This window comes from Peptococcaceae bacterium 1198_IL3148 (genome assembly GCA_036763105.1).
Lineage (GTDB): Bacteria > Bacillota > Desulfotomaculia > Desulfotomaculales > Desulfohalotomaculaceae > JBAIYS01.
Genome location: JBAIYS010000001.1, coordinates 263,671 through 277,303, shown reverse-complemented (window position 1 = coordinate 277,303; position 13,633 = coordinate 263,671). Strand labels below are relative to the sequence as shown.

At 38.8% G+C, this 13,633-nt stretch carries 11 protein-coding genes; 7 read left to right on the top strand and 4 right to left on the bottom strand.

Going from position 1 to position 13,633, the window contains the following annotated elements:
- Positions 1–22 precede the first annotated feature (22 nt).
- Together V6C27_01460 and V6C27_01455 are read right to left on the bottom strand one after the other, a co-directional pair.
- Positions 23–229, bottom strand: a complete 207-nt coding sequence (locus tag V6C27_01460) for a hypothetical protein (protein MEG6615094.1) — start codon at positions 227–229, stop codon at positions 23–25.
- A gap of 160 nt (positions 230–389) precedes the next feature.
- Entirely contained in the window at positions 390–1,352 is a 963-nt protein-coding gene (locus V6C27_01455; GenBank protein ID MEG6615093.1) for a helix-turn-helix transcriptional regulator, read from the bottom strand.
- Between the two features lie 349 nt (positions 1,353–1,701).
- On the opposite strand from V6C27_01455, the gene modA reads away from it, so the two are divergent.
- Genes modA through V6C27_01440 form a run of 3 tightly spaced genes read left to right on the top strand, consistent with a single transcriptional unit; the run spans position 1,702 to position 3,880 of the window.
- Entirely contained in the window at positions 1,702–2,505 is an 804-nt protein-coding gene (gene modA / locus V6C27_01450; protein ID MEG6615092.1) for a molybdate ABC transporter substrate-binding protein, read from the top strand.
- 13 nt (positions 2,506–2,518) lie between these two features.
- Positions 2,519–3,187 (top strand): molybdate ABC transporter permease subunit, encoded by a 669-nt coding sequence (gene modB, locus V6C27_01445; GenBank protein ID MEG6615091.1) that lies wholly within the window; start codon positions 2,519–2,521, stop codon positions 3,185–3,187.
- Positions 3,188–3,199: 12 nt separating this feature from the next.
- Positions 3,200–3,880, top strand: a complete 681-nt coding sequence (locus V6C27_01440) for an ATP-binding cassette domain-containing protein (GenBank protein ID MEG6615090.1) — start codon at positions 3,200–3,202, stop codon at positions 3,878–3,880.
- A 305-nt stretch (positions 3,881–4,185) separates the two neighbouring features.
- Here V6C27_01440 and V6C27_01435 read toward each other — a convergent pair whose 3' ends face one another.
- Complete coding sequence (locus V6C27_01435) at positions 4,186–5,766, bottom strand: methyl-accepting chemotaxis protein (protein ID MEG6615089.1); 1,581 nt, start codon at positions 5,764–5,766, stop codon at positions 4,186–4,188.
- A 492-nt stretch (positions 5,767–6,258) separates the two neighbouring features.
- Between V6C27_01435 and V6C27_01430 the strand changes: the two genes are divergently transcribed.
- Complete coding sequence (locus V6C27_01430) at positions 6,259–7,110, top strand: Dam family site-specific DNA-(adenine-N6)-methyltransferase (protein ID MEG6615088.1); 852 nt, start codon at positions 6,259–6,261, stop codon at positions 7,108–7,110.
- A 3-nt stretch (positions 7,111–7,113) separates the two neighbouring features.
- Here V6C27_01430 and V6C27_01425 read toward each other — a convergent pair whose 3' ends face one another.
- Positions 7,114–8,823 (bottom strand): AlwI family type II restriction endonuclease, encoded by a 1,710-nt coding sequence (locus V6C27_01425; GenBank protein ID MEG6615087.1) that lies wholly within the window; start codon positions 8,821–8,823, stop codon positions 7,114–7,116.
- A gap of 328 nt (positions 8,824–9,151) precedes the next feature.
- Between V6C27_01425 and V6C27_01420 the strand changes: the two genes are divergently transcribed.
- From V6C27_01420 to V6C27_01410, 3 genes are all read left to right on the top strand, one after another.
- Positions 9,152–9,772 carry an accessory gene regulator B family protein gene (locus V6C27_01420; protein ID MEG6615086.1) on the top strand — a complete coding sequence of 207 codons (621 nt, stop codon included), beginning with the start codon at positions 9,152–9,154 and terminating at the stop codon, positions 9,770–9,772.
- 21 nt (positions 9,773–9,793) lie between these two features.
- Positions 9,794–9,928, top strand: coding sequence for a cyclic lactone autoinducer peptide (locus V6C27_01415; protein MEG6615085.1), 135 nt, complete (start codon positions 9,794–9,796; stop codon positions 9,926–9,928).
- A gap of 187 nt (positions 9,929–10,115) precedes the next feature.
- Positions 10,116–13,385, top strand: coding sequence for an SNF2 helicase associated domain-containing protein (locus V6C27_01410; GenBank protein ID MEG6615084.1), 3,270 nt, complete (start codon positions 10,116–10,118; stop codon positions 13,383–13,385).
- Positions 13,386–13,633: the final 248 nt, after the last annotated feature.

Sequence of the window (13,633 nt, the reverse complement as noted above, 5' to 3'; positions counted from 1 at the left end):
TTTTCAGTGAAGGCCCGAACAACTACAGTCCCTTCTGCAATGGCCCACCGGTGGTTAAGGATTGCCTGACTAAGTAGCTATTATGATCCACAATATTAAAGCACTTCAAAAAGATATAAGCATAGATTCTGTTATTCTCTTTGGCTCCCATGCTAAGGGAACGGCCAATAAAGTCAAAAAATAAATCAATTATAATAATTAGCATATTAGGGTTACCGTTTTTTAGCAAAAAGAAACCGGGTATTGCACCCGGCATTAATTAAATATTCAACTCATTTTGAGCATGATAAATGGCCTCTTCATCTATCCTTGGGGGGCGATCACTGTTTTATGGGGTTGTCTCCCATGGAAAGGGAAGAATCATTGGAGAATCACATTAATTTAACTTACTATACTTCAGCTACAATCTTGCCAGTTTCTGAAGTGTCGTAATCACCTAAGCCGTTAAGTTCCCTTTTAAAATCTTGAGATTGTAGTACAGCTATCAGTGCTTGCATAAAAGGCTTGTGAAGGTGTTCTTTCCTGATCACAAGCTCGTAACGTTCCTTTTGCAAAGGAATAAAATCTAATCCCCGCACCTGCATCGATACTTTTTCATTTCCCAAGCCAACATCTGCATCTCCCCGGGCAACGGCACTGGCAATGGCAAGATGAGATTGTTCTTCCACTTCATACCCTCTGATTAAACGTCCATCGACACCTAGAAGACGAAGTTTTTCATCTAAAAGTACCCTGGTGCCGCTACCTTTTTCACGATTGATAAATTTAATGTCTTCCCGAGTTAAGTCTGCCCAATCGTTGATGACCTTAGGATTGCCCTTTGTTACATAAAAACCCTGCATTCGACAGGCCAGGTGGACAATAATAGTCTTAATACCGGGCAACATGTGGCGAACATAGGGAATATTATAGACGTTGGCGTCCCCGTCCCATAGGTGAATAGCAGCAAGATCTGCTTGTTCATGATAGAGCGCTAAAAGTCCCGGAAAACTCCCGACACTATGCCTAAAAACTTTGATACCGTTGGGATGTCGCTCCAACTGACGAGATAATACATCCAGCAACGCATCTTGACCGCAGATAACAATCCCCTTGGGGTGCTGACTAATCCTTGGCTCTATAGCTAGGCCCAGTCTGGTTTCGTTGTTTAAGCCCAGCGGATTTTTATCTTCACCCAACTGCACTTTTTTACCTTGTCGTTTATAATTTTCAACATCTCTCAGATCAACACGTATTTTTCGTCCAACGCGGTAGGCCGGTAGTTCACCGCGTTTTATTAATTCATAAACAGTATTCTTAGCGATTTTAAGCTTTTTTGCAACTTCCTCAGGTGTTAAGGAAATTTCTTCCATAATTTTACCTCCAAATCTATTGACAAATATTATAACACAATTTATTATTACTAACATAATACGTTTAGTCACGTTATGTTTATTTCTATAACTTCATTATAATAATGTTATGTTACGTTGTGTTTCTCTACGTATATAAAAGTGCACCGATGCTCTAGACATATATGCTAGGGCATTTATGTTTTAAAATGAACTTTATATGCTAGGTTTCTTTAGAGTTACATAAAATATGGAGGGAGAGGTGTGAAAGGATTTGAAATGTTAATTAGTTACATTAAAATGTTACTTACACAAAATCTTATTCAAGCCCTGCTATATAGCTAACTAATTGAAGAGAGGAGCGTATTAAATGAAAAAAATTATCACTATGATATTAATGTCTGTATTTATGTTTTCAGTCTTGACAGGTTGTGGGGGTACCAATAAACAAGCAACTTCTCCAAATCAAGCTAAAGCAGAGCCGGTTAACTTGACAGTCTCCGCAGCGGCCAGTCTCAAGGATGCGGCTGAAGAGTTAAAGGTTCTCTATGCTAAAGAGCATCAGGATGTCAATATTACATATAATTTTGGGGCTTCTGGCACACTGCAAAAGCAGATAGAGCAAGGCGCACCGGCAGATCTCTTTATCTCAGCTGGCAAAAAGCAGATGGATGTATTGGAAGAAAAGGACATTGTTGTTAAACAGTCACGTCAAGATTTGCTGGGAAATGAACTGGTGTTGATAGCTAAAAAGGATAGTCAAATTGCAGATTTTCAAGATTTGTTCAAGCCAGAAGTAGAAAAAATTAGCATCGGTACTCCGGAGTCTGTCCCTGCAGGTCAATATGCCAAAGAGGCTTTAACCTCAATGCAGTTATGGAATAAACTGCAACCAAAACTTGTTCTAGCCAAGGATGTGCGTCAGGTTCTTACCTACGTCGAAACCGGCAATGTTGCAGCAGGCATGGTATATAGCTCCGACGCTGTGATGGGTGAAGATATTAAAGTGGTAACTGCTGCCCCGGCTGAATCCCATAAACCGATCGTTTATCCGATGGCCATACTAAAGAATACTAAAAATCAAGAAGCTGTAGAAGATTTTGCCGCATTCCTGTCAGGGGAAGAGGCCGCTAAAGTATTTGAGAAATACGGGTTTAAAGCAATTAATAAGTAATGGGGTATAAGCTATGTTCTTACTGGCAGACTGGTCACCGGTATTACTATCCCTTCGTACAGCAGTTATTGCTGTGATGGCAGTGATCATTTTGGGATTACCATTGGCAAGGCTAATGACCCGCAGAGAGTTCCCAGGTAAAGATGTTCTGGAATCTGCCATCACTCTGCCCATGGTATTGCCGCCGTCAGTTATCGGCTATGGTCTGTTGATGCTGATTGGCAAAAACGGACCGTTGGGTCAACTGTTGGATAGCTTTGGCATTAGGATTATTTTTACTTGGTGGGCTGCGGTGCTGGCGGCAACGGTGGTTGCTTTTCCGCTGATGTACCAGAGTGCCAAGGCAGCCTTTAAAAGTGTTGATGTAAACTATGAAAACGCGGCCCGGACTTTAGGGGCAAGTGAGGTAAGGATATTCCTTACCGTCACCCTGCCCCTGGCCTGGCCCGGCATATTGGCTGGGGTGGTTTTATCCTTTGCCCGGGCTTTAGGTGAATTTGGGGCCACCTTAATGGTGGCAGGCAATATTCCAGGGCAGACGTCCACAATACCGGTTGCTATCTTCTTTGCGGTGGATGCCGGTGATAATGCCACTGCCCAAACCTTGGTGGCCATTGTCACTGCATTTAGTTTTCTGGTTATTTTTTGGGTCAACCGCTGGGCCAAGCGACAGAATTATTAGTAGGTGATGGTGATGTTAGAGGCGCTAATTCATAAAAAACTGTGGCATTTTGATTTAAACATAAAGTTACAAGTAAAAAATGAAATATTGGTGCTGTGGGGACACTCCGGTGCTGGAAAAACCACTATTCTGCAATGTCTGGCCGGTTTAGCTAAACCTTCCTCCGGCCTTATCAAACTAAATGACCAGGTGTTATATTCATCTGCAGATCATATAAATTTGTCACCTCAAGTTCGCAACGTAGGATATTTGTTTCAAGACTATGCCCTGTTTCCCCATATGACTGTAAGGCAGAATGTAATGTACGGCTTAAAGGCCAAGAAGATTTCTAAATCAAGTGTTGACCCCGGGAAATTGTTAAACTCCTTCGGTGTAGGGCACTTAATAGATCGTTACCCCCGCCAGCTTTCCGGTGGCGAAAAGCAAAGGGTGGCCTTGGCCAGGGCGCTGGCAGTTCAACCTAAGTTACTCTTATTAGATGAGCCCTTCAGCGCCTTGGATAAGGGTACCAGGGAATCGCTCCGGCAAGAGGTGAAAAAACTACACCGCCAGTGGCAGATTCCCTTTATTTTAGTTACCCATGATGAGGAAGACGCAAGTTACCTGGGCGATCATCTTATTGCCTTGGACAAAGGGCAACCTTGTCAGGGTATTGGCAACGTTACTACCACTTCATCCCAAATAGTTATTTAATTTGAGGAGGGGAGTTTTTTGAAAGGGTCTGGGAGGTGTATCGGGGTGGCAAAATGTAATAATGTTTTTTATTGCCAACTGGAAAACAGCCTTTAACCAATTGGTAGTAAACTAAATTATGAGTAAAGTTGAAGTTGTTTGATCTCTTTAGTTGAAAATGTTATTTTACTCATGTTGCCCCCTAATTCCTATATAGTAAGTTTAAGTATATAAAAAAATACCTGTAGATAAAACACTCTTTTTCAAGTGTCCTAACTACAGATACCATATTAAAAGCCTCGCTTTTTTATCTTTCTATTCGCTCGCTATTGGAGTTTAAATTTATCAACAGTTTTACTTAATTTATCAGCAATGTTAGCCAATTGTTGTGAGGCACTTGATACTTGTAGGGTGCTGGAAGTTATTTGTTCACTTGATTGAGCAAGTTGTTGCATTCCTTCATTTACCTGTACCACACCGCTTGCAACATCCTGAATAATGTTGGTGTTAGTCTTAGCTGCTCTAGTAATTTTTTCTAATGAAATACCGGCATTGTTAGCAATTTGTACGCCTTCACCTACTTCTACCACACTGCCCTCTATAGAAGCTACTGCCTTTTCCACACCAGCTTGCATTTGTTCAATAAGTCGTGTGATTTCAGAAGAAGCATCAGCTGATTGTTCAGCTAGCTTACGTACTTCTTCCGCTACAACTGCAAAGCCGCGCCCATGTTCACCAGCCCGGGCAGATTCAATGGCAGCATTTAAAGCCAGTAAATTTGTTTGTTCGGATATATTGGTAATGACAGTAATGATCCTGCCAATTTGTTGGGATTGCTCGCCTAAAGCTTTGATCACATTTGCAGTATTTCCAGACACCCGAGCAATAGAATTAATTTTTTCGACGGTTTCTTTTACTGCTTTATTTCCTTCTTCGGCTAATAAATACATTTGCCTGGAGTCATGAGCCATGGCAGTTAAATTTTCAGTCCCCTGCTTAGAGGTGGCTGCAACTTCATTTGTAATACCTGCTACTTCTTCCATTGATGTATTTACTTCTTCACTGGCAGATGCCAAATCTTGACTGTAACTGGTTAAATTTTCGGAATTAGTTTTTATATTTGAGATTATTTCATGCAAATTTTCGATGATACCATTAAAACTGTTGGCCACATCACTAATTTCATCTTTCCCTTCTGCAGGAATACGCCTTGTTAAGTCACCTTCACCTTGATTAATATCATTCATTGAATCCATGAGAAGTTTTAATGGTGGCACTATTTTATAAAATAGTAGTAAGCACCCGCCAATTAAAGTAAAGGCGATTAATCCTAAAACTAAAACTAATCGGGACACTATTATCTGAAGTTGGATTTGTGTATTATTTAGAGTATTACTCATTTCCTGAACATGATTGTCTACATACTTATCCAAGTTGTTTGAAAGCAGTTCGGCAGCACTATCAAACTCAGGCATAATAGCATTTCCCGCTTCTCTTCCTTGACTAATATAGGCGTTAGCCATTTTTATGCCGATGGCATAATAGGGTTCAAAATCTTTTAATATCTCATTAATTTCACTAGAATCACCTAAGTTACTATCTTGTAAACCCTTGGCGTAGGTTCTGAATTGTTGTGCATACTTTTCTGCTTCTGTTAATCCACCAATATCTCCGGTGGCACTGGCATCAGTAAGCCATTGCTGTACTTGGATGACAGAATAACGCATATCTTTAGCCTGTAAGACACTTACTGTAATTTCACGTTCCAAGCTGGTAATGTTCTCTTGCACCGCATGAAGTTCTTTATAATTATAAATGCCTAACGTCCCTAGACAACATACTAATAGCACCACAAACGCAATTAGAGAAGATTTAATTTTTAAGCCGCTTAATAAAGATCTGAACACTTTAATCTCCCTTTACTATAAATCATTTTATTACCGTTTTTGCTAATGTTTTCTTACAGTATACTATAAGAATACCTCAATTTATCGAATAATGGAATAAAAAGATATCTTATAATAAAGCCTGTGTTTTTATTTTGTAATGTTATCCAATACCTTGGGCGGCTGTTTTAATGGCTACTGTGTTTATTTAAGTGTTAAAATTTCAGGAATAAGTACTTCTATCGGTCTGCATTCCCTTATCGAAAAGTGGCACTTGGCAGTGCCTCCTAGTTTTTTACCATTTATAATGTCGCCCTTGGCTGTTTGCCGCACATAAAATCTATTCTTTCCCTTCATAAACTCTTATTTTCATTAATTAGCTTGTGTAATATTATATAATAAGAAGATCGGTGTTACTATTAAAAGGTAAAAGCTTAAGGTTATACCGTTGTTTTTTTAATAACTTTAGGTTATTCTGTATATTCAAGTTAGCATTTTAGAAGGGTGTGCAAAATGAAGCCAGTATTAAAATATAGAGGTGGAAAATCTAAAGAATTATGCCACTTTTTAAAACATATTCCTAAAAGTTACACAACCTACATAGAGCCCTTTGTGGGGGGAGGGGCCTTATATTTTCATCTTGAACCGCAACGGGCAATCATTAATGATATTAACACTAAACTAATTACTTTTTATCATCAGTTAAAATATCAGTACCATACTTTAGTTGATCAACTTGCTGAGTTACAGGATATTTATGAAAAAAACCAAATTGAGTATGAAAAATTAAAGGCAAAGAACCCTGATATAAAGGTTGAAAATAAAAATGAGCAACTGTACTATAGCCTCCGCAACATTTTTAATTATCCCAATGAAAATTATTTAGCAGGCACAATATATTATTTCATTAACAAAACTTCGTATGGCGGCATGATAAGATATAATAAAAAAGGCGAGTATAACGTACCCTTTGGGAGGTATAAGAATTTTAACACCAAAATAATCACAGAAAAACATCATCATTTGTTGGCTAATACTGACATCCACTGTGCGGATTATTCCGAAATTTTTAACATGGCTACAGAGAGGGATTTTATGTTTTTAGACCCACCATATGATTGCATTTTTAATGATTATGGCAACTTAGAATTAGAAGATGGTTTTAATGAAATGGAGCATAAGCGATTAGCTTCAGATTTTAGAAACCTGGGTTGTCCCACTTTGATGGTGATTAGTAAAACTCCTCTAACCGAGAGCCTATACAGGGATTACATAGTGGATGAATATCACAAATCCTATGCAGTCAACATAAGAAATCGTTTCAAAAATGAAGCAAAACATATTATAATTAAAAATTACAGATAGAGGCTACGCTATGTAGCCTCTATTTGTTAAATCTACCCATTCCTTTGCAAGTCTTTTTATTTCATCATACCAATTTTTTTCATCTGTAGCTGTATTTGAAGCCTCGGCAGCAGTCTTAAGAAAGTTAAGTAAATGCTTAGAAGATGGTTTTTGTTTACAAGAATTGGCAACGGTAAGCATTTTAATTAGTGTTTCGATGTCCAAAGGAATGATTTTAGATATACCACCATAATAACTAACTGGAACCTTGTGCAGTGTGTAAAAATGAGCAAGGGTAGCATCATTTATTGATTTAGCAATAAATATCCCAAAGGTATCCTTTGATTTATTTTCTTTTTTAAATTTACCCAGATGCCGGGCCACAGGCTCCCCTTCCATTTCATATTGTTTTTGCCCGGTAGACATGGTAACCTCGATAATTGAGTTAAAATCCTTATACCGACATTCAATATCAGGCTTATTGCCAGGTGCTGTCATTAATGGTGTACCTTCATCATCCACTTTAAAATTCCCTTCGATTTGCCCATCATTAAGCATGGCAAAGGCCCGCCATACATTCCATTCCAGGAGTAGTGGGCTGTCAACAGGTACTCTTTTACCCATCAACTGTTTAAACAAGGATATGATTTCACTGTATTGATTATAGGTTCTAAGTTCTATCGCATTCTTAGCAACATTTTCTTTCCGTTTGTTGGCTATGAGGTCGTCGCGATAATCCTTTAACTGTTCTAAGCTTAGCTTGTTGTATAATTCTTGCTTGATACCGTAGCGTTCTATAGTTTTAATAATACTGACTTTATCATCGGTAATTAAAATAGGTGTGTTAGGATTGAACAGGTAAGCTTTGTATTCCTTTTCGTTTAAAAAGTTAGTGGGTTTTCTATCAACAGTTTTAATAATATATTCAACGTCGGCAATTTTGTCATCGGAAACCTTCAAGTAGGCGCCACTTTTAGAGGCCACCACCAGTTCAGTAGCCCTCAAATATCTAAAACAGGCATCGGCATAATCCCGGGCGTTATCCATTTTAGTTTTAATAAAGCTAGCCACAGATTTTTCTGAGGATTCTCTAGTTTTGATATTTCCAGTTTTAATTTCTGCGCAATATATTTTCATTGTTTCATTAAGTAAAGTGCTATATAAAAAACGCTTATAATTAGTAACATTTCTATCTAGGTTCAGCAGGTCTTGCCTAAACTGCTTAATTTTATTTTTAATAACGTCATATTTTTGATAATCAGTGAGTTGAATAGCAAAAACTTTAATTTCATCTTTAGATAAAGAACCCAAATCGTAAATCAGTCTTAAAATTTCTAAGTATGGCTTTACATTAAATACATTATGAGGGTCTTTATGAAAGGGGGAAGGTAATTGAAATTTTAACAACTGTCTGGTAAAGATTTCGTAAGGTCTTTTACCGTATAACAGTTGCCTGCCCGGTTCAGTTAATTGAATGGTTGGTTTTAAATTAACAAAACCTAATGCCTTTGGGGCACGGTTTATTCTATCCCTTGCACTAAAGGCTTTATCTTTAACTGCAGTGCCTGCAAAAAAAATTGCATCTGACAGCCTTTGGGCGAACTGTGATTGGGTATCGGTATTCCAAGTTTTGTCCGAAAACTCTTCAACCAGTAATTTTACCTCCGGTAACATCTTAAAAGGTGTTCGCGGTGAAGTGACAAAAAATAAGGTTTTAGAACGTAACGTTGCCATATATCCACCTCTCAATGGTAAAAAATATCAAAACTACTACATAAAATATTCGAATCCCTTGGTATATTTCCTTTATTTAAAGTAAGTGATCTATTGAAAAGTGCTTGGCCACTTACCAATTTAAAAAACTAGCCTAAGCCCTCTTTAGACGGCTTTTTGTCGCTTTTAAGGAACATCTGTAACTATAGGGGATTCTTTGTTTGTAGGTAGGAATTTTAAAGCTGTATGTCGTAGTATTCCAATTATATTTAACATTGGCAGTAGTTAGTAAGTAAATGTGGTATTAATATCCAAAATTAATAGAATCTAAGGATGATGTGTGAAAGATATGAGTTATTTATCCTTTAGTAAGCGCTTGGCAAATTATCTAAGTTTAAAGACTGGGTTGACGTCAGAACAAGAAATAATTATTACTTACGCCATCGAAATATTGGTTCTTAACTTAATTAACATTGTCTTTACAATTGCCCTGGGGGCACTTTTGGGGGTATTGCCTGGCACTATGGTAGCACTTATTACAGTTGCTGCTTTCAGACATACCGCAGGGGGGGCCCATTTAGATTCGCCAGTGCGCTGTGCGTTGCTCACCATTATAATTTTCCCCCTAATTGCTATCATTGCCCAGCAGATGTGTGCATTATCACAAATTTATATTGATATTTTTATGGTGCTATCAATAATCATTGGGTTACTTACTGTAATATTATTGGCACCGGTTGATTCTCCTGGGGCACCAATTATATCCAGCACCAGAAGAAGAAGGCTAAAGGTTCTATCCATAATTATGGTGGTGCTGATAGCGCTGGTAGTTGTTTTTTTAAGGGAAAGCCATTGGGTTTATGCATTGCAAATTGGTAATTGTTTAGCTTTAAGTGTGCTATGGGTTAGTTTTATATTAAGTGGAACAGGGAAATGGGTTATGTCAAAAATTAATCAGATTAAGGTTTAGTATAAAAAAGGAGGTGGATTAATGATGAAAAAACTTGGTTACCGCCTGTTTGGCGTAATGGTGGCTGCACTGATGTTTGTGGCCAACATAGCTTCAGCCTCGGCGTGTATAATTTCACACTATCAGCCAGAAGTACCAAAGTCCCTTAGAAAGTAAGAAAGAGGGGTGGTTTAACCACCTCTCTTTGCCATTTAAAATAAGGGTCATAAAACAAACACTCCTATTTAGGGGTGTTTGTTTTATGACCCTTTGGGAAAGTAGAAAAGTTTAAGGGAATAAGCATAAAAAGAGCTAAGCTATTAACCTAAAGGCTTGGCGAATGCAAGTTTTTCTAATAATATATATGGATAAGTTGCAACTATGGGTAGGTGTGCTGATGTTTAAAATAGATAATGAATTAATTGAAAATATTGCCCACAATCATGATGTCTATAGAAGAGGCACACAGTATTTTTATCAAAATCGGGTTGTCAGTCTGGAGCTGGATGAAGAAAATAATTGCCTTTATGGTATTGTGTCCGGTGGTGAACGGTATGCGGTGTCAATCTGCTTTAGCCCGGAGGGGGCGATAACCGAAGTGTACTGTGATTGTCCCGCCCATCAAAACTACTACTATGGGGCATGCAAGCATGTGGTGGCATTGTTAATGAAATATCAATATCACAGTCAAAGCCTATTTAGTAAGCAAAGGGCTAAAATTGCCGCTAGCAAATTGGCCGATAGTATGCTGGCGTATTTTGATCAGCAATTAAGCAATGACAAAAAGAGAACGGTTAAGTTGGAAGTTACGCTGGACGTAGAATATCAAGGCAAAAATTCCTATGCGGTTTCCTTGCGCATGGGTTTAGACAGAATGTATGTGGTTAAAAGTATCAGGGATCTATTTGCGGCCATGGAAGACGATGAACCACTGGTTTTTGGCAAAAATTTTGTGTTTGAGCCCCTTAACCATAGTTTTACTGCCGAGGACCAGCCGGTGATTGATTTGTTACATGAAATATATGAACTGGATAAAATAATGTTTCGGGACAGCTGGGGCTATTATAGCAACCGGAGTAACAGTTTATTTAACGGAAAACACGTCTTGTTAGGCCAAACGGCGGCAATCAGGCTATTGTCCATCTTGCCTTCAGGGAGTTTTAACTTAAAGCTATTTAATCGAGAATACAAAAATGTACCGGTGTTGGAGCAGGATTTGCCCTTGGAGTTTTCGTTAAATAAAGAAAAAGAAGATTTGTTGCTGCAATGGAATAAATTAAAGCTCTGCCCCTTAGTAAAAACTGGTGAGTATTTCTTTTTAGAAGATAGGATTGTCAAAATATCTGAACAACAGCGGAAGGTTTTTTTGCCACTGATCAATGCCTTTATCGACGCTCCCCGCGGTATTCGTTTATCCAAACAGCAGAAAGAACGCTTTGTCACAGAGGTACTTCCCGTTGTTAAAAGGATTGGGCAAGTAAAAATCGACCCGGTGGTTAAGGAGAGTTTTTGCGAGGCTGACTTACAAGTGGAGATTTGGTTGGATAAAATTGGTGAGGATGTTACCGCCAAGGTGGAGTTTGTATATGACCAAATCCGTTTTAACCCCTTTGCCGGTAATGCGGCGGTGCAGACCGGAGACAAAATATTAATCCGGGATATGGAAAAAGAAGGGGCAATTTTCCAACTGTTAGAACAGGCTGAGTTTCAAAATCTCAAGGGCTTACTGCATTTGAGGCGGGAAGAAAATATCTACCAATTTGTATACAGCTTGTTGCCACAACTGCAGCAACTGGGAGAAATTTATTACTCAGAGAAATTTCGCAAACTGCGGGTTAGGGACGTTACTGCGGTGGCTGGTCGAGTGCGGCTTAATGAAGGCAATGATATGTTGGAGTTTTCCTTCCATTTGGATGAAATCGATATGATTGAACTGAATGATGTTTTTGCATCTCTGCGCGAGAAGAAAAAATATCATCGCCTAAAGGATGGTTCATTCTTGCCCTTGGATACCGACAGCTCACATCTGGAGCAATTAATGAGCATGGTGGATTCATTAAATATTTCAGAGCAGCAGTTGCAGCAAGCGGTTGTCAACATTCCTAAATACCGGGCGATGTATATTGACAGGTGTTTACGGGAGGGCAATTTACGCTTTGAAAGAAACCTGGTCTTTAAACAACTGGTGCAAAACATTGCAGAACCCCAGGATATGGAATTTGCAGTACCTAACAGTATCAAAGCAACCCTTAGGGAGTATCAAAGGACAGGTTTCAAATGGCTAAAGACACTGGCGATGTATGGTTTAGGTGGCATTTTGGCCGACGATATGGGCTTAGGAAAAACGCTACAGACCCTTACTTTTATTGCCTCGGAAAGGGAGAGAATGCAATTGCCGGCGCTGGTGGTTGCCCCCACTTCTGTGGTGTATAACTGGCAAGATGAAGCTAATAAATTTGCACCGGAATTGCAGGTTGTAGTGGTGTCGGGAACGCCCCAAGAAAGGGAAGAATTATTGAAGGCAGCCAAAGAAGCAGATTTAGTCATTACATCCTACGCCTTGATGCGGCGGGATATTAAGTTATATCAAGATATTGGTTTTGGCTATTGTTTTTTGGATGAAGCACAAAATATTAAAAATCCTAATTCTTTGAATGCCAAAGCAGTAAAAACCATCCAGGCTAAAGGTTGTTTTGCATTAACCGGCACACCCATTGAAAACAGTTTAATGGAATTATGGTCGATATTTGATTTTATTATGCCTGGTTATTTATTATCCCGACAAGAGTTTATTAAGAAGTATGAGCGCCCAATAGTAACCAAACAAAATGATAGGGTGTTAACGGAGTTGCAGCGGCAAATAGCCCCCTTTATTTTGCGGCGGATGAAAAAGGAAGTGCTGCAAGAACTGCCACCTAAAATCGAACATAAGGTGTTAATTGATTTAACTAAAGAGCAAAAGAAAGTTTATGTTGGTTATTTACAAAAGGCGAAGCAAGAAATTGAAGAGGTGATTGCCGCCAGTGGCTTTGAACGGAACCAAATCAAGATTTTGTCGGTTCTGACTAGGTTAAGGCAAATTTGTTGTCATCCAGCCACGTTTTTAGAAAATTATCATGGTAACAGCGGTAAACTGGAGTATTTAAAAGAGTTTATGCGGGATGCTTTGGCAAGCGGCCATCGGATTTTATTATTTTCACAGTTTACAAGTATGTTGGAGATTATTCGCAACCAGTTGATATGTGAAGGAATAGCGTGCTTTTATCTAGATGGGTCCACAAAAATGGAAGCGCGCAGTCACATGGTGCAGTCCTTTAATAAAGGCGAGGGAGAAGTGTTTTTAATCTCTTTAAAGGCTGGGGGCACAGGTCTTAATTTAGCCGGGGCTGATATGGTAATTCATTATGACCCCTGGTGGAACCCTGCGGTGGAAGATCAAGCCACCGACCGGGCTTATCGCATTGGCCAAAAGAATTCGGTACAAGTTATTAATCTTATCACCAAAGGTACCATTGAAGAAAAGATTTATGAACTGCAGCAAAAGAAAAAAGCAATGATTGACGCGGTGATTAAGCCCGGTGAAACCATGATCTCCAAAATGACCGAGCAAGAGATTAGGGAGTTGTTAAGTTAGTTTAGAAATCCCAGAGAGTGCTATGGCTTGAATTATTAGTTCGTTTTTTAGTATAATTAGGGTAGTATACTATAAATGATAGAATATACCGAAAATTAGTTGTGGTTGGCAGGTATTTATTATGGACGTATAGAAATATGATTTAAAAAAGGGGGGTGTAAATTCATGGAGGGCGGAATGTTGTGGATGGCTTATATTTTAAGCTTACCCTTTATTATTTTAGCAGTGACCAAGTTTGATAGTTAATC

Coding starts and splice junctions, on each gene's coding strand:
- V6C27_01455 (MEG6615093.1), bottom strand. CDS start 1,352: ATGGAAGAAATTTCCTTAACACCTGAGGAAGTTGCAAAAAAGCTTAAA.
- modA (MEG6615092.1), top strand. CDS start 1,702: ATGAAAAAAATTATCACTATGATATTAATGTCTGTATTTATGTTTTCA.
- modB (MEG6615091.1), top strand. CDS start 2,519: ATGTTCTTACTGGCAGACTGGTCACCGGTATTACTATCCCTTCGTACA.
- V6C27_01440 (MEG6615090.1), top strand. CDS start 3,200: ATGTTAGAGGCGCTAATTCATAAAAAACTGTGGCATTTTGATTTAAAC.
- V6C27_01430 (MEG6615088.1), top strand. CDS start 6,259: ATGAAGCCAGTATTAAAATATAGAGGTGGAAAATCTAAAGAATTATGC.
- V6C27_01425 (MEG6615087.1), bottom strand. CDS start 8,823: ATGGCAACGTTACGTTCTAAAACCTTATTTTTTGTCACTTCACCGCGA.
- V6C27_01420 (MEG6615086.1), top strand. CDS start 9,152: ATGAGTTATTTATCCTTTAGTAAGCGCTTGGCAAATTATCTAAGTTTA.
- V6C27_01415 (MEG6615085.1), top strand. CDS start 9,794: ATGATGAAAAAACTTGGTTACCGCCTGTTTGGCGTAATGGTGGCTGCA.
- V6C27_01410 (MEG6615084.1), top strand. CDS start 10,116: ATGGATAAGTTGCAACTATGGGTAGGTGTGCTGATGTTTAAAATAGAT.